Source organism: Moraxella haemolytica (assembly GCF_030177935.1).
Taxonomy (GTDB): domain Bacteria; phylum Pseudomonadota; class Gammaproteobacteria; order Pseudomonadales; family Moraxellaceae; genus Moraxella; species Moraxella haemolytica.
Genome location: NZ_CP089974.1, coordinates 1,972,091 through 1,997,991, shown reverse-complemented (window position 1 = coordinate 1,997,991; position 25,901 = coordinate 1,972,091). Strand labels below are relative to the sequence as shown.

Genomic DNA, 25,901 nt, shown 5'->3' with positions numbered 1-25,901 from the left:
GATAAAAGTTATCGCAATGGGTGGGTTACCAGGTAAAGCCTACGCCCACACCATAGCCAAGGTTCTTCTCGGTGTCAACATTTAAGTTTGACTTCAATGCCATGCGTCCATTGTCACTCAAGCGAGAATAACCAATGGCGATTGCTTTCTTATCGCGGAAGCCGCCCAATGCTGCCGATACCATAGATTTGCCTGGCATCATGACTTGTGGTAGGGACGCTGCAGCGTTATTACCGGCAATACCTGCTTGTAGCTGACTTTCAATTTTACCGATGTGGTTATAAACATTCATCAGCTGACCACCATTGACGATATCTTTACTGTCTGGTGCGATATGACCATCAGCCACATTGGTGATGCGTGCTGCACTGCCATCGTTCTGCTGAATTCTGATGGTATCATCACCTTCATGAACAATCTGTGGTCCTGTAGTAGCATCACCTAAGGTGATACCCTCTTTAAAGGTCGCTTTCTCTTTAACAGTCAATGATTTTTCAAGCGTTGTATCACCATTTGCTGTTAACTTCTCAACAGTTGTATCACCCTTAACTATCAAGGTTTTATCAATCGTTGTGTTACCAGTCACATTCAGCGTACCATTAACAGCAGTATTTTTCAGCTTGGTTTCGCCATTGGTTACTGACAAGCCATTATTTACCTCAACTGTATCTTTAAAGGTCGCTTTCTCTTTAACAGTCAATGATTTTTCAAGCGTTGTATCGCCATTTGCTGTTAACTTCTCAACAGTTGTATCACCCTTAACTATCAAGGTTTTATCAATCGTTGTGTTACCAGTCACATTCAGCGTACCATTAACAGCAGTATTTTTCAGCTTGGTTTCGCCATTGGTTACTGTCAAGCCATTATTTACCTCAACTGTATCTTTAAAGGTCGCTTGTTTTTCAACCGTTAGGGTTTGATTCACAACAGTCTTTTGAAGCGTTGTATCGCCATTTGCAGTGAAATCAGTAACGGTTGTCTTTTGAAGCGTCGTATCACCTTTAACATTTAAGCCACCAGCTTCAACAGTCAGACCATCGCCGGCAGTAATACGACCAGTGGTTTCAATATTGCTTAAACCGCTAATATTCTTAGCAAGTTTTACAACCAACTTGCCATCACCATCTTTCATCACTCCGATATTATTATCAGACAGCTTGGTTGCATCCGTTAAGCCACCGGCAATGGTTAGCGTCTCACCTAATTTACGATGGACTTCTTGATTGTCATCACCAACGAACTTCAGGCCTTTATTTGCCTGTGCATCCAGCTGGCTCTTATTGACTGCATCGTTAGGGTCAACACCATCAGCAACGCCACTAACTTTCGCTCCTTCTGCCGTATTTTCAATACTAAATGTATTGGTTTTACCAGCATTGGTTGCGGTCATTTCAAGCTTATTGTTTTGTAGGTTTAATTGGTTTTTTGGTCCAATGAGTGAGATGCCTTTTGCATTAAACTCGCCCCCGTTACCATCTTTATCGATAACATTCACACCATCGCCACTAAGACTGCTTTCACCATCTTTGCCGATGACCGATAAACCACCTTCTTTAAGACTGCTTTCACCATCTTTACCGATAACTGATAAACCGCCTTCTTCAAGACTACTGCTGCCGTTTTTGCCTTCAACTGACAAACCGGTTTCTTCAAGACTACTACTACCGTCTTTGCCGATGACCGATAAACCACCTTCTTTAAGACTGCTTTCACCATCTTTACCGATAACTGATAAACCGCCTTCTTCAAGACTACTGCTGCCGTTTTTGCCCGCAACTGACAAACCGGTTTCTTCAAGACTACTGCTGCCGTTTTTGCCGATGACCGATAAACCGCCTTCTTTAAGACTGCTTTCACCGTCTTTACCGATAACTGATAAACCGCCTTCTTCAAGACTACTACTACCGTTTTTGCCTTCAACAGCAACACCGTTCGCCGTCACTTTGCTGACATTACCGTCTCTGTCTGCAACAGTAAGCCCGCCTTTATCGACTGTGCTCTCACCGCCGCCATTACCGACTGCACCGCCGCCAGCACCATTGCCGTTACCGACATTACCGCCATTGCCACCGACATTACTACCACCGCCGTTGCCCAGAGTACTACCACCGCCATTACCCTGTGTCTTAACACCTGCAGGGGAGAGTGTGGTCACATCACCCTTATCATCTTTAAGCGTTAATGTCTTTTTAAGAGAGAAGGTAAAGGTTGTACCTTCTTGTTTAATATCCAAGTTGTCACCGGCAATCAGCTTAATCAAATCACCAGCTCTCACCACTTCTTCGGATGCACCAGAATTAGTACCAAGTCCGGTTTGACCGGAGATGACTTGGAAACCGGATTGATTAATCGCATAGGCAATATCTCTGGCGGTCATCAGTTTCTTAGCATTGTCTATCGCATCGAAAGATACCATTGGAATATCTAATCGACCGCTATTGCTTACCATCAAATCGGTGGTGTTAGCAGCAATCTTATTGCCGTCAATCAGCTTAATGGTGTCATTATCAACATTGACATTAAAGGTCACTTTGCTTGTTTTGCTGTTACCCTCACGAGTGACAACTGCAGTAGTTGCCTTACCATCGATAAAGTCAACTGTATCAAAACCACGAATAAAGTCTCTTGATGCACCATTGTTTTTTAGGTTAAAGCCCACCGACAACACATCAGCTATGGTTGCTGCACGAGACAATCTTTTTGCTCTTTCTGCTGGATCATCTGTTGGTTTAGAAATATCTAATTTGGCATCAATATCTGATGACAGTGTATTATCAGCAGTCGCTGCGATATTACCTGGCAAACCACTAATACCTGTATTGTCAAGCAACAGTGGCGGTTGATTCTCTTTTGAACTTGGGATCTCTATCGCATCAAAGGTTGATTTACCTTTTACATCCATACCTTTGGTTACTTTCAGCTTGCCATCAACAGTGGTGTCTTTAAGATTGGTATCACCAGAGACATACAAATCACCTTGAACACCTGCATCACCAGAGACAAGACTATTACCTATAGTAAAACTATCACCAATGGTGACATTGTTCCCAACGGTGGTTAATCCACCTAATAACATGGTTGCTTTTTTCACTGTCAAACCACCACCAATAGTCGCAGCTCCAGTGGTTGTCAGTGTGTTTGTCGCTACTGAATCTAGGTTTTGAAGATTCTTGGCAAGTTTTACAATCAATCCCTGATTATTAGGATTTTTCACTACACCGATATTACTGTCAGTCAGATTCCCCTCTTGGGTTACACCACCGGTAATCGTCAGCGCCTGACCTAATTCACGATGGACTTCACCGTTAATATCGCCTGCAAACTTAAGACCTTTAGTGGTAATACCAGCAATTCCGTCCTTCACTTGCTTAAAGTTAACCGCATCACCGTCTTGTTCACCAGCAGCAATATTGGTAATACGTGCTGCACCACCACCATTCTTCTGAACTTTGATATTGTCACCATCACGCACAATCTTCGGACCGGTAGTGTCACCTAAGGTCACACCTTGTTTAAAGGTCGCCTGCTTATCAACAACCAAGGTATCTTTAAGCTGTGCTTGACCCTCAACGATTAACGCATCTTTAAGCGTCACTTCGCCGCTTGCTTCTAATTGTGTAACCGTTGTTTTACCAGTCACATCCAACGCACCAGCAACATCCACTTTTTGAAGCAATGTATTACCGGTTGCTGTTAGGTTAGCAACTTTTGTGTCACCGGTTACTTCCAAACCTTGTTGCAACTCAGTTTTGCCGCCGGTTACTGTCAAACCACCGTTCAAATTGGTTTTACCGGCAGTCACATCCAGACCTTGTTCAAAGGTTGCTTTTTGCTTAACAGCTAGCGTTTCATTAACAGTCAAAGTCTTAAGCGTAGTATTGCCATTGGTTACTTCCAAGTTACCCTGAGCAACAGTCAAACCTTGATTTGCCGTAACTGCACCATTAAAGGTTGCTTCTTTGGTAACAACCAAGGTATCTTTAAGCTGTGCTTGACCCTCAACGATTAACGCATCTTTAAGCGTCACTTCGCCGCTTGCTTCTAATTGTGTAACCGTTGTTTTACCAGTCACATCCAACGCACCAGTAACATCCACTTTTTGAAGCGATGTATCACCGGTCACTGTCAAACCACCACCAATAGTCGCAGCTCCAGTGGTTGTCAGTGTGTTTGTCGCTACTGAATCTAGGTTTTGAAGATTCTTGGCAAGTTTTACAATCAATCCCTGATTATTAGGATTTTTCACTACACCGATATTACTGTCAGTCAGATTCCCCTCTTGGGTTACACCACCGGTAATCGTCAGCGCCTGACCTAATTCACGATGGACTTCACCGTTAATATCGCCTGCAAACTTAAGACCTTTAGTGGTAATACCAGCAATTCCGTCCTTCACTTGCTTAAAGTTAACCGCATCACCGTCTTGTTCACCAGCAGCAATATTGGTAATACGTGCTGCACCACCACCATTCTTCTGAACTTTGATATTGTCACCATCACGCACAATCTTCGGACCGGTAGTGTCACCTAAGGTCACACCTTGTTTAAAGGTCGCCTGCTTATCAACAACCAAGGTATCTTTAAGCTGTGCTTGACCCTCAACGATTAACGCATCTTTAAGCGTCACTTCGCCGCTTGCTTCTAATTGTGTAACCGTTGTTTTACCAGTCACATCCAACGCACCAGCAACATCCACTTTTTGAAGCAATGTATTACCGGTCACTGTCAAACCACCACCAATAGTCGCAGCTCCAGTGGTTGTCAGTGTGTTTGTCGCTACTGAATCTAGGTTTTGAAGATTCTTGGCAAGTTTTACAATCAATCCCTGATTATTAGGATTTTTCACTACACCGATATTACTGTCAGTCAGATTCCCCTCTTGGGTTACACCACCGGTAATCGTCAGCGCCTGACCTAATTCACGATGGACTTCACCGTTAATATCGCCTGCAAACTTAAGACCTTTAGTGGTAATACCAGCAATTCCGTCCTTCACTTGCTTAAAGTTAACCGCATCACCGTCTTGTTCACCAGCAGCAATATTGGTAATACGTGCTGCACCACCACCATTCTTCTGAACTTTGATATTGTCACCATCACGCACAATCTTCGGACCGGTAGTGTCACCTAAGGTCACACCTTGTTTAAAGGTCGCCTGCTTATCAACAACCAAGGTATCTTTAAGCTGTGCTTGACCCTCAACGATTAACGCATCTTTAAGCGTCACTTCGCCGCTTGCTTCTAATTGTGTAACCGTTGTTTTACCAGTCACATCCAACGCACCAGCAACATCCACTTTTTGAAGCAATGTATTACCGGTTGCTGTTAGGTTAGCAACTTTTGTGTCACCGGTTACTTCCAAACCTTGTTGCAACTCAGTTTTGCCGCCGGTTACTGTCAAACCACCGTTCAAATTGGTTTTACCGGCAGTCACATCCAGACCTTGTTCAAAGGTTGCTTTTTGCTTAACAGCTAGCGTTTCATTAACAGTCAAAGTCTTAAGCGTAGTATTGCCATTGGTTACTTCCAAGTTACCCTGAGCAACAGTCAAACCTTGATTTGCCGTAACTGCACCATTAAAGGTTGCTTCTTTGGTAACAACCAAGGTATCTTTAAGCTGTGCTTGACCCTCAACGATTAACGCATCTTTAAGCGTCACTTCGCCGCTTGCTTCTAATTGTGTAACCGTTGTTTTACCAGTCACATCCAACGCACCAGTAACATCCACTTTTTGAAGCGATGTATCACCGGTCACTGTCAAACCACCACCAATAGTCGCAGCTCCAGTGGTTGTCAGTGTGTTTGTCGCTACTGAATCTAGGTTTTGAAGATTCTTGGCAAGTTTTACAATCAATCCCTGATTATTAGGATTTTTCACTACACCGATATTACTGTCAGTCAGATTCCCCTCTTGGGTTACACCACCGGTAATCGTCAGCGCCTGACCTAATTCACGATGGACTTCACCGTTAATATCGCCTGCAAACTTAAGACCTTTAGTGGTAATACCAGCAATTCCGTCCTTCACTTGCTTAAAGTTAACCGCATCACCGTCTTGTTCACCAGCAGCAATATTGGTAATACGTGCTGCACCACCACCATTCTTCTGAACTTTGATATTGTCACCATCACGCACAATCTTCGGACCGGTAGTGTCACCTAAGGTCACACCTTGTTTAAAGGTCGCCTGCTTATCAACAACCAAGGTATCTTTAAGCTGTGCTTGACCCTCAACGATTAACGCATCTTTAAGCGTCACTTCGCCGCTTGCTTCTAATTGTGTAACCGTTGTTTTACCAGTCACATCCAACGCACCAGCAACATCCACTTTTTGAAGCAATGTATTACCGGTTGCTGTTAGGTTAGCAACTTTTGTGTCACCGGTTACTTCCAAACCTTGTTGCAACTCAGTTTTGCCGCCGGTTACTGTCAAACCACCGTTCAAATTGGTTTTACCGGCAGTCACATCCAGACCTTGTTCAAAGGTTGCTTTTTGCTTAACAGCTAGCGTTTCATTAACAGTCAAAGTCTTAAGCGTAGTATTGCCATTGGTTACTTCCAAGTTACCCTGAGCAACAGTCAAACCTTGATTTGCCGTAACTGCACCATTAAAGGTTGCTTCTTTGGTAACAACCAAGGTATCTTTAAGCTGTGCTTGACCCTCAACGATTAACGCATCTTTAAGCGTCACTTCGCCGCTTGCTTCTAATTGTGTAACCGTTGTTTTACCAGTCACATCCAACGCACCAGTAACATCCACTTTTTGAAGCGATGTATCACCGGTCACTGTCAAACCACCACCAATAGTCGCAGCTCCAGTGGTTGTCAGTGTGTTTGTCGCTACTGAATCTAGGTTTTGAAGATTCTTGGCAAGTTTTACAATCAATCCCTGATTATTAGGATTTTTCACTACACCGATATTACTGTCAGTCAGATTCCCCTCTTGGGTTACACCACCGGTAATCGTCAGCGCCTGACCTAATTCACGATGGACTTCACCGTTAATATCGCCTGCAAACTTAAGACCTTTAGTGGTAATACCAGCAATTCCGTCCTTCACTTGCTTAAAGTTAACCGCATCACCGTCTTGTTCACCAGCAGCAATATTGGTAATACGTGCTGCACCACCACCATTCTTCTGAACTTTGATATTGTCACCATCACGCACAATCTTCGGACCGGTAGTGTCACCTAAGGTCACACCTTGTTTAAAGGTCGCCTGCTTATCAACAACCAAGGTATCTTTAAGCTGTGCTTGACCCTCAACGATTAACGCATCTTTAAGCGTCACTTCGCCGCTTGCTTCTAATTGTGTAACCGTTGTTTTACCAGTCACATCCAACGCACCAGCAACATCCACTTTTTGAAGCAATGTATTACCGGTCACTGTCAAACCACCACCAATAGTCGCAGCTCCAGTGGTTGTCAGTGTGTTTGTCGCTACTGAATCTAGGTTTTGAAGATTCTTGGCAAGTTTTACAATCAATCCCTGATTATTAGGATTTTTCACTACACCGATATTACTGTCAGTCAGATTCCCCTCTTGGGTTACACCACCGGTAATCGTCAGCGCCTGACCTAATTCACGATGGACTTCACCGTTAATATCGCCTGCAAACTTAAGACCTTTAGTGGTAATACCAGCAATTCCGTCCTTCACTTGCTTAAAGTTAACCGCATCACCGTCTTGTTCACCAGCAGCAATATTGGTAATACGTGCTGCACCACCACCATTCTTCTGAACTTTGATATTGTCACCATCACGCACAATCTTCGGACCGGTAGTGTCACCTAAGGTCACACCTTGTTTAAAGGTCGCCTGCTTATCAACAACCAAGGTATCTTTAAGCTGTGCTTGACCCTCAACGATTAACGCATCTTTAAGCGTCACTTCGCCGCTTGCTTCTAATTGTGTAACCGTTGTTTTACCAGTCACATCCAACGCACCAGCAACATCCACTTTTTGAAGCAATGTATTACCGGTTGCTGTTAGGTTAGCAACTTTTGTGTCACCGGTTACTTCCAAACCTTGTTGCAACTCAGTTTTGCCGCCGGTTACTGTCAAACCACCGTTCAAATTGGTTTTACCGGCAGTCACATCCAGACCTTGTTCAAAGGTTGCTTTTTGCTTAACAGCTAGCGTTTCATTAACAGTCAAAGTCTTAAGCGTAGTATTGCCATTGGTTACTTCCAAGTTACCCTGAGCAACAGTCAAACCTTGATTTGCCGTAACTGCACCATTAAAGGTTGCTTCTTTGGTAACAACCAAGGTATCTTTAAGCTGTGCTTGACCCTCAACGATTAACGCATCTTTAAGCGTCACTTCGCCGCTTGCTTCTAATTGTGTAACCGTTGTTTTACCAGTCACATCCAACGCACCAGTAACATCCACTTTTTGAAGCGATGTATCACCGGTCACTGTCAAACCACCACCAATAGTCGCAGCTCCAGTGGTTGTCAGTGTGTTTGTCGCTACTGAATCTAGGTTTTGAAGATTCTTGGCAAGTTTTACAATCAATCCCTGATTATTAGGATTTTTCACTACACCGATATTACTGTCAGTCAGATTCCCCTCTTGGGTTACACCACCGGTAATCGTCAGCGCCTGACCTAATTCACGATGGACTTCACCGTTAATATCGCCTGCAAACTTAAGACCTTTAGTGGTAATACCAGCAATTCCGTCCTTCACTTGCTTAAAGTTAACCGCATCACCGTCTTGTTCACCAGCAGCAATATTGGTAATACGTGCTGCACCACCACCATTCTTCTGAACTTTGATATTGTCACCATCACGCACAATCTTCGGACCGGTAGTGTCACCTAAGGTCACACCTTGTTTAAAGGTCGCCTGCTTATCAACAACCAAGGTATCTTTAAGCTGTGCTTGACCCTCAACGATTAACGCATCTTTAAGCGTCACTTCGCCGCTTGCTTCTAATTGTGTAACCGTTGTTTTACCAGTCACATCCAACGCACCAGCAACATCCACTTTTTGAAGCAATGTATTACCGGTTGCTGTTAGGTTAGCAACTTTTGTGTCACCGGTTACTTCCAAACCTTGTTGCAACTCAGTTTTGCCGCCGGTTACTGTCAAACCACCGTTCAAATTGGTTTTACCGGCAGTCACATCCAGACCTTGTTCAAAGGTTGCTTTTTGCTTAACAGCTAGCGTTTCATTAACAGTCAAAGTCTTAAGCGTAGTATTGCCATTGGTTACTTCCAAGTTACCCTGAGCAACAGTCAAACCTTGATTTGCCGTAACTGCACCATTAAAGGTTGCTTCTTTGGTAACAACCAAGGTATCTTTAAGCTGTGCTTGACCCTCAACGATTAACGCATCTTTAAGCGTCACTTCGCCGCTTGCTTCTAATTGTGTAACCGTTGTTTTACCAGTCACATCCAACGCACCAGTAACATCCACTTTTTGAAGCGATGTATCACCGGTCACTGTCAAACCACCACCAATAGTCGCAGCTCCAGTGGTTGTCAGTGTGTTTGTCGCTACTGAATCTAGGTTTTGAAGATTCTTGGCAAGTTTTACAATCAATCCCTGATTATTAGGATTTTTCACTACACCGATATTACTGTCAGTCAGATTCCCCTCTTGGGTTACACCACCGGTAATCGTCAGCGCCTGACCTAATTCACGATGGACTTCACCGTTAATATCGCCTGCAAACTTAAGACCTTTAGTGGTAATACCAGCAATTCCGTCCTTCACTTGCTTAAAGTTAACCGCATCACCGTCTTGTTCACCAGCAGCAATATTGGTAATACGTGCTGCACCACCACCATTCTTCTGAACTTTGATATTGTCACCATCACGCACAATCTTCGGACCGGTAGTGTCACCTAAGGTCACACCTTGTTTAAAGGTCGCCTGCTTATCAACAACCAAGGTATCTTTAAGCTGTGCTTGACCCTCAACGATTAACGCATCTTTAAGCGTCACTTCGCCGCTTGCTTCTAATTGTGTAACCGTTGTTTTACCAGTCACATCCAACGCACCAGCAACATCCACTTTTTGAAGCAATGTATTACCGGTTGCTGTTAGGTTAGCAACTTTTGTGTCACCGGTTACTTCCAAACCTTGTTGCAACTCAGTTTTGCCGCCGGTTACTGTCAAACCACCGTTCAAATTGGTTTTACCGGCAGTCACATCCAGACCTTGTTCAAAGGTTGCTTTTTGCTTAACAGCTAGCGTTTCATTAACAGTCAAAGTCTTAAGCGTAGTATTGCCATTGGTTACTTCCAAGTTACCCTGAGCAACAGTCAAACCTTGATTTGCCGTAACTGCACCATTAAAGGTTGCTTCTTTGGTAACAACCAAGGTATCTTTAAGCTGTGCTTGACCCTCAACGATTAACGCATCTTTAAGCGTCACTTCGCCGCTTGCTTCTAATTGTGTAACCGTTGTTTTACCAGTCACATCCAACGCACCAGTAACATCCACTTTTTGAAGCAATGTATTACCGGTCACTGTCAAACCACCACCAATAGTCGCAGCTCCAGTGGTTGTCAGTGTGTTTGTCGCTACTGAATCTAGGTTTTGAAGATTCTTGGCAAGTTTTACAATCAATCCCTGATTATTAGGATTTTTCACTACACCGATATTACTGTCAGTCAGATTCCCCTCTTGGGTTACACCACCGGTAATCGTCAGCGCCTGACCTAATTCACGATGGACTTCACCGTTAATATCGCCTGCAAACTTAAGACCTTTAGTGGTAATACCAGCAATTCCGTCCTTCACTTGCTTAAAGTTAACCGCATCACCGTCTTGTTCACCAGCAGCAATATTGGTAATACGTGCTGCACCACCACCATTCTTCTGAACTTTGATATTGTCACCATCACGCACAATCTTCGGACCGGTAGTGTCACCTAAGGTCACACCTTGTTTAAAGGTCGCCTGCTTATCAACAACCAAGGTATCTTTAAGCTGTGCTTGACCCTCAACGATTAACGCATCTTTAAGCGTCACTTCGCCGCTTGCTTCTAATTGTGTAACCGTTGTTTTACCAGTCACATCCAACGCACCAGCAACATCCACTTTTTGAAGCAATGTATTACCGGTTGCTGTTAGGTTAGCAACTTTTGTGTCACCGGTTACTTCCAAACCTTGTTGCAACTCAGTTTTGCCGCCGGTTACTGTCAAACCACCGTTCAAATTGGTTTTACCGGCAGTCACATCCAGACCTTGTTCAAAGGTTGCTTTTTGCTTAACAGCTAGCGTTTCATTAACAGTCAAAGTCTTAAGCGTAGTATTGCCATTGGTTACTTCCAAGTTACCCTGAGCAACAGTCAAACCTTGATTTGCCGTAACTGCACCATTAAAGGTTGCTTCTTTGGTAACAACCAAGGTATCTTTAAGCTGTGCTTGACCCTCAACGATTAACGCATCTTTAAGCGTCACTTCGCCGCTTGCTTCTAATTGTGTAACCGTTGTTTTACCAGTCACATCCAACGCACCAGTAACATCCACTTTTTGAAGCGATGTATCACCGGTCACTGTCAAACCACCACCAATAGTCGCAGCTCCAGTGGTTGTCAGTGTGTTTGTCGCTACTGAATCTAGGTTTTGAAGATTCTTGGCAAGTTTTACAATCAATCCCTGATTATTAGGATTTTTCACTACACCGATATTACTGTCAGTCAGATTCCCCTCTTGGGTTACACCACCGGTAATCGTCAGCGCCTGACCTAATTCACGATGGACTTCACCGTTAATATCGCCTGCAAACTTAAGACCTTTAGTGGTAATACCAGCAATTCCGTCCTTCACTTGCTTAAAGTTAACCGCATCACCGTCTTGTTCACCAGCAGCAATATTGGTAATACGTGCTGCACCACCACCATTCTTCTGAACTTTGATATTGTCACCATCACGCACAATCTTCGGACCGGTAGTGTCACCTAAGGTCACACCTTGTTTAAAGGTCGCCTGCTTATCAACAACCAAGGTATCTTTAAGCTGTGCTTGACCCTCAACGATTAACGCATCTTTAAGCGTCACTTCGCCGCTTGCTTCTAATTGTGTAACCGTTGTTTTACCAGTCACATCCAACGCACCAGCAACATCCACTTTTTGAAGCAATGTATTACCGGTTGCTGTTAGGTTAGCAACTTTTGTGTCACCGGTTACTTCCAAACCTTGTTGCAACTCAGTTTTGCCGCCGGTTACTGTCAAACCACCGTTCAAATTGGTTTTACCGGCAGTCACATCCAGACCTTGTTCAAAGGTTGCTTTTTGCTTAACAGCTAGCGTTTCATTAACAGTCAAAGTCTTAAGCGTAGTATTGCCATTGGTTACTTCCAAGTTACCCTGAGCAACAGTCAAACCTTGATTTGCCGTAACTGCACCATTAAAGGTTGCTTCTTTGGTAACAACCAAGGTATCTTTAAGCTGTGCTTGACCCTCAACGATTAACGCATCTTTAAGCGTCACTTCGCCGCTTGCTTCTAATTGTGTAACCGTTGTTTTACCAGTCACATCCAACGCACCAGTAACATCCACTTTTTGAAGCGATGTATCACCGGTCACTGTCAAACCACCACCAATAGTCGCAGCTCCAGTGGTTGTCAGTGTGTTTGTCGCTACTGAATCTAGGTTTTGAAGATTCTTGGCAAGTTTTACAATCAATCCCTGATTATTAGGATTTTTCACTACACCGATATTACTGTCAGTCAGATTCCCCTCTTGGGTTACACCACCGGTAATCGTCAGCGCCTGACCTAATTCACGATGGACTTCACCGTTAATATCGCCTGCAAACTTAAGACCTTTAGTGGTAATACCAGCAATTCCGTCCTTCACTTGCTTAAAGTTAACCGCATCACCGTCTTGTTCACCAGCAGCAATATTGGTAATACGTGCTGCACCACCACCATTCTTCTGAACTTTGATATTGTCACCATCACGCACAATCTTCGGACCGGTAGTGTCACCTAAGGTCACACCTTGTTTAAAGGTCGCCTGCTTATCAACAACCAAGGTATCTTTAAGCTGTGCTTGACCCTCAACGATTAACGCATCTTTAAGCGTCACTTCGCCGCTTGCTTCTAATTGTGTAACCGTTGTTTTACCAGTCACATCCAACGCACCAGCAACATCCACTTTTTGAAGCAATGTATTACCGGTTGCTGTTAGGTTAGCAACTTTTGTGTCACCGGTTACTTCCAAACCTTGTTGCAACTCAGTTTTGCCGCCGGTTACTGTCAAACCACCGTTCAAATTGGTTTTACCGGCAGTCACATCCAGACCTTGTTCAAAGGTTGCTTTTTGCTTAACAGCTAGCGTTTCATTAACAGTCAAAGTCTTAAGCGTAGTATTGCCATTGGTTACTTCCAAGTTACCCTGAGCAACAGTCAAACCTTGATTTGCCGTAACTGCACCATTAAAGGTTGCTTCTTTGGTAACAACCAAGGTATCTTTAAGCTGTGCTTGACCCTCAACGATTAACGCATCTTTAAGCGTCACTTCGCCGCTTGCTTCTAATTGTGTAACCGTTGTTTTACCAGTCACATCCAACGCACCAGTAACATCCACTTTTTGAAGCGATGTATCACCGGTCACTGTCAAACCACCACCAATAGTCGCAGCTCCAGTGGTTGTCAGTGTGTTTGTCGCTACTGAATCTAGGTTTTGAAGATTCTTGGCAAGTTTTACAATCAATCCCTGATTATTAGGATTTTTCACTACACCGATATTACTGTCAGTCAGATTCCCCTCTTGGGTTACACCACCGGTAATCGTCAGCGCCTGACCTAATTCACGATGGACTTCACCGTTAATATCGCCTGCAAACTTAAGACCTTTAGTGGTAATACCAGCAATTCCGTCCTTCACTTGCTTAAAGTTAACCGCATCACCGTCTTGTTCACCAGCAGCAATATTGGTAATACGTGCTGCACCACCACCATTCTTCTGAACTTTGATATTGTCACCATCACGCACAATCTTCGGACCGGTAGTGTCACCTAAGGTCACACCTTGTTTAAAGGTCGCCTGCTTATCAACAACCAAGGTATCTTTAAGCTGTGCTTGACCCTCAACGATTAACGCATCTTTAAGCGTCACTTCGCCGCTTGCTTCTAATTGTGTAACCGTTGTTTTACCAGTCACATCCAACGCACCAGCAACATCCACTTTTTGAAGCAATGTATTACCGGTTGCTGTTAGGTTAGCAACTTTTGTGTCACCGGTTACTTCCAAACCTTGTTGCAACTCAGTTTTGCCGCCGGTTACTGTCAAACCACCGTTCAAATTGGTTTTACCGGCAGTCACATCCAGACCTTGTTCAAAGGTTGCTTTTTGCTTAACAGCTAGCGTTTCATTAACAGTCAAAGTCTTAAGCGTAGTATTGCCATTGGTTACTTCCAAGTTACCCTGAGCAACAGTCAAACCTTGATTTGCCGTAACTGCACCATTAAAGGTTGCTTCTTTGGTAACAACCAAGGTATCTTTAAGCTGTGCTTGACCCTCAACGATTAACGCATCTTTAAGCGTCACTTCGCCGCTTGCTTCTAATTGTGTAACCGTTGTTTTACCAGTCACATCCAACGCACCAGTAACATCCACTTTTTGAAGCGATGTATCACCGGTCACTGTCAAACCACCACCAATAGTCGCAGCTCCAGTGGTTGTCAGTGTGTTTGTCGCTACTGAATCTAGGTTTTGAAGATTCTTGGCAAGTTTTACAATCAATCCCTGATTATTAGGATTTTTCACTACACCGATATTACTGTCAGTCAGATTCCCCTCTTGGGTTACACCACCGGTAATCGTCAGCGCCTGACCTAATTCACGATGGACTTCACCGTTAATATCGCCTGCAAACTTAAGACCTTTAGTGGTAATACCAGCAATTCCGTCCTTCACTTGCTTAAAGTTAACCGCATCACCGTCTTGTTCACCAGCAGCAATATTGGTAATACGTGCTGCACCACCACCATTCTTCTGAACTTTGATATTGTCACCATCACGCACAATCTTCGGACCGGTAGTGTCACCTAAGGTCACACCTTGTTTAAAGGTCGCCTGCTTATCAACAACCAAGGTATCTTTAAGCTGTGCTTGACCCTCAACGATTAACGCATCTTTAAGCGTCACTTCGCCGCTTGCTTCTAATTGTGTAACCGTTGTTTTACCAGTCACATCCAACGCACCAGCAACATCCACTTTTTGAAGCAATGTATTACCGGTTGCTGTTAGGTTAGCAACTTTTGTGTCACCGGTTACTTCCAAACCTTGTTGCAACTCAGTTTTGCCGCCGGTTACTGTCAAACCACCGTTCAAATTGGTTTTACCGGCAGTCACATCCAGACCTTGTTCAAAGGTTGCTTTTTGCTTAACAGCTAGCGTTTCATTAACAGTCAAAGTCTTAAGCGTAGTATTGCCATTGGTTACTTCCAAGTTACCCTGAGCAACAGTCAAACCTTGATTTGCCGTAACTGCACCATTAAAGGTTGCTTCTTTGGTAACAACCAAGGTATCTTTAAGCTGTGCTTGACCCTCAACGATTAACGCATCTTTAAGCGTCACTTCGCCGCTTGCTTCTAATTGTGTAACCGTTGTTTTACCAGTCACATCCAACGCACCAGTAACATCCACTTTTTGAAGCGATGTATCACCGGTCACTGTCAAACCACCACCAATAGTCGCAGCTCCAGTGGTTGTCAGTGTGTTTGTCGCTACTGAATCTAGGTTTTGAAGATTCTTGGCAAGTTTTACAATCAATCCCTGATTATTAGGATTTTTCACTACACCGATATTACTGTCAGTCAGATTCCCCTCTTGGGTTACACCACCGGTAATCGTCAGCGCCTGACCTAATTCACGATGGACTTCACCGTTAATATCGCCTGCAAACTTAAGACCTTTAGTGGTAATACCAGCAATTCCGTCCTTCACTTGCTTAAAGTTAACCGCATCACCGTCTTGTTCACCAGCAGCAATATTGGTAATACGTGCTGCACCACCACCATTCTTCTGAACTTTGATATTGTCACCATCACGCACAATCTTCGGACCGGTAGTGTCACCTAAGGTCACACCTTGTTTAAAGGTCGCCTGCTTATCAACAACCAAGGTATCTTTAAGCTGTGCTTGACCCTCAACGATTAACGCATCTTTAAGCGTCACTTCGCCGCTTGCTTCTAATTGTGTAACCGTTGTTTTACCAGTCACATCCAACGCACCAGCAACATCCACTTTTTGAAGCAATGTATTACCGGTTGCTGTTAGGTTAGCAACTTTTGTGTCACCGGTTACTTCCAAACCTTGTTGCAACTCAGTTTTGCCGCCGGTTACTGTCAAACCACCGTTCAAATTGGTTTTACCGGCAGTCACATCCAGACCTTGTTCAAAGGTTGCTTTTTGCTTAACAGCTAGCGTTTCATTAACAGTCAAAGTCTTAAGCGTAGTATTGCCATTGGTTACTTCCAAGTTACCCTGAGCAACAGTCAAACCTTGATTTGCCGTAACTGCACCATTAAAGGTTGCTTCTTTGGTAACAACCAAGGTATCTTTAAGCTGTGCTTGACCCTCAACGATTAACGCATCTTTAAGCGTCACTTCGCCGCTTGCTTCTAATTGTGTAACCGTTGTTTTACCAGTCACATCCAACGCACCAGTAACATCCACTTTTTGAAGCGATGTATCACCGGTCACTGTCAAACCACCACCAATAGTCGCAGCTCCAGTGGTTGTCAGTGTGTTTGTCGCTACTGAATCTAGGTTTTGAAGATTCTTGGCAAGTTTTACAATCAATCCCTGATTATTAGGATTTTTCACTACACCGATATTACTGTCAGTCAGATTCCCCTCTTGGGTTACACCACCGGTAATCGTCAGCGCCTGACCTAATTCACGATGGACTTCACCGTTAATATCGCCTGCAAACTTAAGACCTTTAGTGGTAATACCAGCAATTCCGTCCTTCACTTGCTTAAAGTTAACCGCATCACCGTCTTGTTCACCAGCAGCAATATTGGTAATACGTGCTGCACCACCACCATTCTTCTGAACTTTGATATTGTCACCATCACGCACAATCTTCGGACCGGTAGTGTCACCTAAGGTCACACCTTGTTTAAAGGTCGCCTGCTTATCAACAACCAAGGTATCTTTAAGCTGTGCTTGACCCTCAACGATTAACGCATCTTTAAGCGTCACTTCGCCGCTTGCTTCTAATTGTGTAACCGTTGTTTTACCAGTCACATCCAACGCACCAGCAACATCCACTTTTTGAAGCAATGTATTACCGGTTGCTGTTAGGTTAGCAACTTTTGTGTCACCGGTTACTTCCAAACCTTGTTGCAACTCAGTTTTGCCGCCGGTTACTGTCAAACCACCGTTCAAATTGGTTTTACCGGCAGTCACATCCAGACCTTGTTCAAAGGTTGCTTTTTGCTTAACAGCTAGCGTTTCATTAACAGTCAAAGTCTTAAGCGTAGTATTGCCATTGGTTACTTCCAAGTTACCCTGAGCAACAGTCAAACCTTGATTTGCCGTAACTGCACCATTAAAGGTTGCTTCTTTGGTAACAACCAAGGTATCTTTAAGCTGTGCTTGACCCTCAACGATTAACGCATCTTTAAGCGTCACTTCGCCGCTTGCTTCTAATTGTGTAACCGTTGTTTTACCAGTCACATCCAACGCACCAGTAACATCCACTTTTTGAAGCGATGTATCACCGGTCACTGTCAAACCACCACCAATAGTCGCAGCTCCAGTGGTTGTCAGTGTGTTTGTCGCTACTGAATCTAGGTTTTGAAGATTCTTGGCAAGTTTTACAATCAATCCCTGATTATTAGGATTTTTCACTACACCGATATTACTGTCAGTCAGATTCCCCTCTTGGGTTACACCACCGGTAATCGTCAGCGCCTGACCTAATTCACGATGGACTTCACCGTTAATATCGCCTGCAAACTTAAGACCTTTAGTGGTAATACCAGCAATTCCGTCCTTCACTTGCTTAAAGTTAACCGCATCACCGTCTTGTTCACCAGCAGCAATATTGGTAATACGTGCTGCACCACCACCATTCTTCTGAACTTTGATATTGTCACCATCACGCACAATCTTCGGACCGGTAGTGTCACCTAAGGTCACACCTTGTTTAAAGGTCGCCTGCTTATCAACAACCAAGGTATCTTTAAGCTGTGCTTGACCCTCAACGATTAACGCATCTTTAAGCGTCACTTCGCCGCTTGCTTCTAATTGTGTAACCGTTGTTTTACCAGTCACATCCAACGCACCAGCAACATCCACTTTTTGAAGCAATGTATTACCGGTTGCTGTTAGGTTAGCAACTTTTGTGTCACCGGTTACTTCCAAACCTTGTTGCAACTCAGTTTTGCCGCCGGTTACTGTCAAACCACCGCGAGCCGTTAATTTCCCGCCAATCGTCGCACCATTATTGACTGTTAGTGAGTTTGTTGCTACTGAAGTTAACCCAGTCAGTGTTTTGGATAGTTTTACTTCCAATCCCTTGTCACCAACAACCACCCCAATATTGTTATTAGTCAACTTACTCTCATCAGCACCGCCGGTAATTTTTATGTCCGTGCCCAACTTACGTGTGAGATGTTGTCCGTCTTTGTTTGAATCACCCAAAAACTTTATCCCTTTGTCAGCCCAGGCATCCAGCTGTTTCTTATTGACTGCATCAGTATCAGCTACAGCATCAGCCACCTTAGTCAGTTTATTATTATTAAAATCAACCTTTTGGCTTCTTGCTACCGTCAAGCCACCGTTGGCATTTAGCATACCACCAACATTTGCCGCACCCGTCACATTCAAAGTACTTCCAAGCGTGGTAGCACCGCTAACATCCAAACCACCTCGAGTAACCGTCACTTTATCACCAAAGCTCGATGCACCAGCCTGAACAGTCAAACCACCTCGAGTAACCTTTATGCCACCATTATTAACAGTCAAACCATTGCCACCAACAGTCGCACCACCGGTCAAGTTGGTTGCACCAGTCACATTCAACGTACTTGCAGTGGTACTTCTAAGCGTGGTCGCACCCTTCGCCTCAAAATCGTTGTTCGCTGTTAATTTACCAGAGATGGTCGCACCATTATTGACTGTTAGTGACTCTGTTGTTACTGAAGTTAACCCAGTCAGTGTGTTGGATAGTTTTACTTCCAATCCCTTGTCACCAACAACCACCCCAATATTGTTATTAGTCAACTTACTCTCATCAGCACCGCCGGTAATTTTTATGTCCGTGCCCAACTTACGTGTGAGATGTTGTCCGTCTTTGTTTGAATCACCCAAAAACTTTATCCCTTTGTCAGCCCAGGCATCCAGCTGTTTCTTATTGACTGCATCAGTATCAGCTACAGCATCAGCCACCTTAGTCAGTTTATTATTATTAAAATCAACCTTTTGGCTTCTTGCTACCGTCAAGCCACCGTTGGCATTTAGCATACCACCAACATTTGCCGCACCCGTCACATTCAAAGTACTTCCAAGCGTGGTAGCACCGCTAACATCCAAACCACCTCGAGTAACCGTCACTTTATCACCAAAGCTCGATGCACCAGCCTGAACAGTCAAACCACCGCGAGTAACCGTTATGCCACCATTATTAACAGTCAAACCATTGCCACCAACAGTCGCACCACCGGTCAAATTGGTTGGGCCAGTCACATTCAGCTTACCAGTAACATCCACCTTTTTAAGTGATGTATCACCAGTTGCTGTTAGTTTAGCAACCTGTGTATTACCGGTTACTGTCAAGCCACCGTTCAAATTGGTTGGGCCAGCGGTCACCGTCAAGCCACCTTGAGTAACCGTTATGCCGCCATTAGCAACAGTCACGCCCCCAGTAGTCACTGTCAAACCACCACCGGCTGTAATACGACCGGTGGTTTTAATGGTTTCCAACCCACTAATATTCTTGGCAAGTTTTACAACCAGACCATTACCACCAACAACCACCCCAATATTATTATTAGTCAACTTATCCCTATTAGCACCGCCGGTAATATTCAGTTTTTGGCCTAACTTGCGAGTGGCAACATCACTAGCTGAATCACCTTCAAACTGTAATCCTGTATTAGCCAGCTCGTCCAACTGCCCTTTATTGACTGCATCAAAAGCATCTTTACCGTCCCAAATATTGGTGATTCGAGCATACCCTCCTCCGTTCTTCTGAACCTTGATGGCATCACCATTATTAACAATCTTCGGACCATTGTTGGCATTACCTAAGGTTATGCCTTGTGTAAAGGTGGCACTATTATTGACTGTCAGTGAGTTTGTTGTTACTGAAGTTAACCCAGACAGAGTTTTAGCAAGTTTTACTTGTAGATTGGAACCATTAACAACCACCCCAATATTGTTAGTAGTCAACTGATTCTCATTAGCACCGCCGGTAATTTGTACTTCCTCGTTCAACTTACGTGTGAAAAATTTTGAGGCTTCGTTTGAATCACCCCGAAACTTCAATCCTGTATTGGTTAATTCTGCCGCCTTTTCATCCAACTGTCTCTTATTGACTGCATCAGTATCAGCTGTAGCATTACCCACATTAGTCAGTCTATTATTATTAAAATTAACCGTTTTGTTATTTGCTACCGTCAAGCCACCGTTGGCATTTAGCGTACCGCCGATGGTCGCAATGCCGGTTGTAGTAATTGTGTTAAATGTTGGACTGTCCTTTACGGCAATATCGATGGTTCCAGCTGCCTGTGCTAGTACTATGTTTTTACCGGCTTGGAATGTTGCTGTCTGATTAGATGTGATTGTATGCTGTCTGTTAGCCGCTGTACCTGTGCCGGCTTTTGTAGCCAGCTTCCAGCTTACGCCAATGTTTTTTATATCCTTTTGTAACGCTTCTGCTACATCGTTAATCGCCTGTGCCACATCAGCAGATTTCGCCAAACCTGTTGGACCGCTCGCAGCCATTACCTTTGTTTTAGTATTTTGACTTTCAAGCCCCTGCGTTATGACATCAAAGGTTACTCTCGCATTCTCTTGTGTGCCGCCCGTTCTCCCATCTGTGGCTGTCTCAACGCTAACTAAACCACTATTCCCTTTCTTAAAGCTTACTTTATTGCCGATACCAACGGTTGCTTTTTTAGCACCGGCATTATCATGCACATCAAACCCGATACCCTCTACAATTCTATACAACTGCGAGCCGTTAATCGCTTCGGTGCTGTTGGGGCCAATCGTACCGGCCGCTACATTCTGAATAACTCGCTCACTCCCCGATGAACCCACTGAAAAAGAATGAGTTTTGTTGTGGGCTTTCCATTGATTCGCCAAAAAGGTCTTTTGTCCAACTGTTAAATCACCTCTCGCTGTCGTATCAGACGCACTTGAATTTCTACCGATAGCCACATTTTCACTGTCGGATGCTGATGCTCCATTACCGATGACCACGTTATACGCACCACCGGCAGTTGTACTATAACCTATCGCCACTGCTCGTTTATGATCAGTGTCAACCCTGGCGTTATGCCCAATCGCAACCCCCCCCTCTGCATTTACCGTTGCAGGGTTTCTAGCGCTATCTGCATCTCCCGAGCCAATCGCAATCCCTTGTGGGGCATTCGATAAAGCAGAGCGACCAATCGCGATACCGCCGTCTCCGCTGGCGTCAACCAACGCATTACTCCCCAGTGCCGTACTACGATAGGCAAGTGCTTTGGCACGCTCACCCACTGCTGTACCGCTAACCGCATCACTATTAGCATTACCAACCTGTGCCTCACGCCCCAGCACCACCGAGTGTCCTGACCACGCACGAGCATCTGTCCCCACAACTAAGGAGTTTTCTAATTCACGAGCCCGACCTACTCTGAACACATCTGCCCCATCACCGGAAAGCTTTGCCCCATACCCGATAACCGTACTGTCTTTGCCATTGTTGATTGCTTGATTCCCTAGCACCACACCGTTGGTGGATAAGCCAACTGAGCCTATACCAATAACGATAGAGCTGTTATCCGCCCGTGCTGAACTACCGATGGCCACTGATGATCCTTTTGCTATAGCTGATGTTCCTATACCAAGAGAATTCAAACCTTGAATATTCGTGCCAGAACCAATCGCAATACCGCCTTGCGATCTGGTTTGAACTGTTGCAGAACGTCCTATTGCAATCCCATTTAGTGAATTGGCATTAACCGTCGCTCCATACCCAATAACCGTCCCGTTGTTACTGGCATTGGTTGCACTAATCCCCAGTACCGTCCCGTTGCTAGACTTAGATTTTGAGCTATAACCAACCACAATAGACGTATTAGCTGCCTCTGCTGCGTTACCTATCGCTACTGATCCGCCGCTTGATTTAGCCCCTGTCCCGATAGCAAGAGAGTTTGGGTCCCTAGAGGACGCTTGCGAACCAATAGAGATGTTACCTTGACTCACGGTTACCGAGTCTGCCCCGATAGAGATTGTTTGGTTACCACCGGTATTCGCTCTCGCCCCTAAAGCAATCGCATTTTGAACTTGCTCACCCCGTCCGATTGCCGCGTAACCGATAATCACGTTTGAGTTTGGCGTAGTTGCACCGGGAACCGCTGAGCTGCCAAGGAAAGTACTGTGCCCGATCACAATCGAGTTATAGGCATGGACTCTTCCTGGTCCAGTATAAGGTAAAGCATTGCCAGTTGGGTTACTGGTTACATGACGCCCCCCCCCAAACCAAGTTCTCTGAACCCTCGTTACGACCTTCCCAAAACTGAGCCGACACACTCCCAGAAAAGCTCAGTCCGCTGAGCAGTAGGGTGGTTAGGGCGAACGAACGAACTGCTGGTTTAAGAGAGTCTATTGCACTGGCAATTGGGTTTAGATGAAAGCTGCTGCTTTGAGTAGGGTCTTTGCTTAATGATGTGCTACCGGTTTGGGTGCGTTGATGACCACGAGCCAATTCAGAGACAGCTTGAAACACTTGTGTGGTGCGGTTAAAAATAACCTTATAGACTTTATTCATACTTTCATTCCAGCGTAGTTAGCCCACCCTTGTTGACTGAATTTTTACAAGGGCGGTTAAAAAAATCAATGCGGTTTGATGACCAAACCTTTATGAACCAAACTGTGCTGTGCATTGCTTGGTGTGATTGTTTGGGTGTTTTGTTGGATTATAACCCAAACTTAAGTTGTTATTCATTAATATTATCAATTGATATTATTAATTAATATTATCAATTGATAATATTGCTAATATATTTAGCTTACATGGGTGTATTTTACCACAATATTTACTCCGCAGGGGGGGGGGGATAAAATAATGAAAGAGAGTTGTTATTTTATTGTTACCATTGATAATCATTGTTGTTTTATTACTAATGGCTGACTGTGGTTGGGGTTTTGTATTGTGTTGCCAAAGACAATTAACCTGTGTGCTTGAGCCCAAATAGGGCAAAGCACACGGGCATCATTAGTATATTGGTATTACAGAAGGTGGGTTACCACGCAAGACCTACACCTACGCCAGCACCGACCTTTTTTTTGGTATCAGCACTTAAATGCGACTTCAAGGTTACTCGTCCGCTACCGCTTAGCCGAGAATAACCGATGGCGACGGCACTTTTATCGGCATATGTACCCAGTGCAACTGAGACCATCGATTGACCTGCTAGTGTGGCTTGTGGTAATGACATGGCTGCATGATTACCTGCGATGCCTGCCTGTAGGCGGTCTTCGATCTCATCAATGCGGTTGCCAATACCAAAGACACGCTCATCGATGTGGTTATAAACACCCAACAACTGACTGCCATTGACAGCATCTGTGCTGTCTGGTGCGATACGACCATCAGCGACATTCTGCACGGTCAGACCACCTGCATTGATGCCTGTGTCTTTTGCGATACTGACAGGACCGACTACTACCTGATCTGCCACGACACGCTCAGCAGTTACCGATTTAACAGTAATATCGTCATTTAATGATACGACAACACTGCCTTGCTCTGTGTTGGTGCTAATGTTCGACTGACCAGTGATGGTAATCGTATCGCCTAACTGGTGGTTGGTGGTTTTATTATCTTGAGTTTTAACATTCAGACCTTTGCTGATTTTAGCAGCATTGGTATTGGCTGTTTGTTGTGCTTGGGTGGCTTTATTATCAGCGATGACAGCTTTGTCATTGGCGGTCTTGGCCTCATTGATGCTTTGTTGGATTTTATCCTTAGTGGCTTGATCGATATCGCCTTTATCACCTTTAGGACCTTGCTCACCTTTAGGACCTTGTGGACCAGTTTCGCCTTTATCACCCTTAGGACCTTGTTCCCCTTGTTCCCCTTGTTCCCCTTGTTCGCCTTTTTCACCAGCTGGACCTGCTGGACCTTGTGGACCAGTTTCGCCTTTATCACCCTTAGGACCTTGTTCCCCTTGTTCCCCTTGTTCCCCTTGTTCGCCTTTTTCACCTGCTGGACCAGCTGGACCCTGCGGACCGGTGTCGCCTTTATCACCTTTAGGACCTTGTTCCCCTTGTTCGCCTTTATCACCAGCTGGACCTGCTGGACCTTGTTCCCCTTGTTCGCCTTTATCACCAGCTGGACCTTGTGGACCTTGTGGACCAGTGTCGCCTTTATCACCTTTAGGACCTTGCTCACCTTGTCCCCCTTGTTCGCCTTTTTCACCAGCTGGACCTGCTGGACCTTGTGGACCAGTTTCGCCTTTCTCACCCTTAGGACCTTGTTCCCCTTGTTCGCCTTTATCACCAGCTGGACCTTGTGGACCCTGCGGACCAGTGTCGCCTTTATCACCCTTAGGACCTTTGAGACTTCCAACTTTAGCACCCCATCTATTTCCTGTTTTTTTGTACAGATCTCCGGTAGTGCTGTTAATGTAGATATCACCTTCTTTGCCTTGAGTATTTGGCTCTCCAGCACCAATTAATACATCTGGTATTTTTATGCTCTGTATCGCAGTTAGCACGCCGTATAACTGAGAGCCGTTGATCGCATCGGTTGAGTCTGCAGTAACACGACCAGCAGCGACATGGACGATTTGGCGTTCTTGATGTTTTGCACCGATAGAAACGGCTGATGTTGGACGAGTTCCTGCAAAATTGATTGTGGTACGCACTCCGGAGCTATTGGTGGCTGATGGAAGCATAAATGAGTAATCTGCTGTTGGCATGGGTGTAGTATATGTACTCCCATTGCCAAGCACCACAGCATGATTAGAGTCATTACTAATGGTGATGCCATGACCAAGTGCTACAGCTCCTACAGACCGAACCATAGTATTGTTACCAATGGCAATAGCGTTCTGTCCTGTTGCCTGAGCTCCCTGCCCAAGTGCAAAAGAGCTTGTCATTGTTGCTTGAGCACTTTTCCCAAGTGCAATAGTACCTACTGCTGTTGCTTGAGCCCCTTGTCCAACCGCAGTAGAGTTTTGCTCCAATGCTTGAGAACCTTGCCCAAGTGCGGTAGAATCCAGTCCCATTGCTTGAGAACTTGCACCAAGTGCAGTAGAGGTCCCTTGAGTTGCTCTAGAACCTGCACCAAGTGCAGTAGAGCTCGCTTTTGTTGCTTGGGCATCAGATCCAACCGCAGTAGCTAAATTTGCCATTGCTTGAGACCCTTGTCCAACCGCAGTAGCTCCTTTCCCTTGTGAGTGACCAGCAGGAACAAATCCCTGCTGAGCATATGCCTTAGTAGTCATCATGGGTAGGGTGGTTATTACTGCCAGTGTCAGGGATGTTATTGGAATGTGGATACTAAAGTTGTTGGTATGGGCGGTACGGTTTTTGTTGCGCTGTTTCATTAGGTTTTTATTCATAATTTACTCACAAATAATAATGACTGATGAAATGTTGCTATTTATTCGTAAGCCAAACACGACTCATGGCATTGTTTGGCTTCGTTAGGGGGTGTTTTGTTAAGTTTTGTTTATATGACCAAGCGTTAACGATTCAT

At 44.7% G+C, this 25,901-nt stretch carries 3 protein-coding genes; all 3 read right to left on the bottom strand.

The genetic code is table 11. From position 1 onward, the window contains the following. Window positions 1-25: 25 nt before the first annotated feature. Window positions 26-22,519: a YadA-like family protein gene (locus tag LU276_RS09390; RefSeq protein WP_284673571.1), complete on the bottom strand. Its 22,494-nt coding sequence runs from the start codon at window positions 22,517-22,519 to the stop codon at window positions 26-28. Between the two features lie 127 nt (window positions 22,520-22,646). Further along, on the bottom strand, window positions 22,647-22,964 hold the full coding sequence (locus LU276_RS09385; RefSeq protein WP_284673570.1) for an ESPR domain-containing protein: 318 nt from the start codon (window positions 22,962-22,964) through the stop codon (window positions 22,647-22,649). Window positions 22,965-23,439: 475 nt separating this feature from the next. Then, on the bottom strand, window positions 23,440-25,764 hold the full coding sequence (locus LU276_RS09380) for a YadA-like family protein (protein ID WP_284673569.1): 2,325 nt from the start codon (window positions 25,762-25,764) through the stop codon (window positions 23,440-23,442). Between the last annotated feature and the right edge of the window lie 137 nt (window positions 25,765-25,901).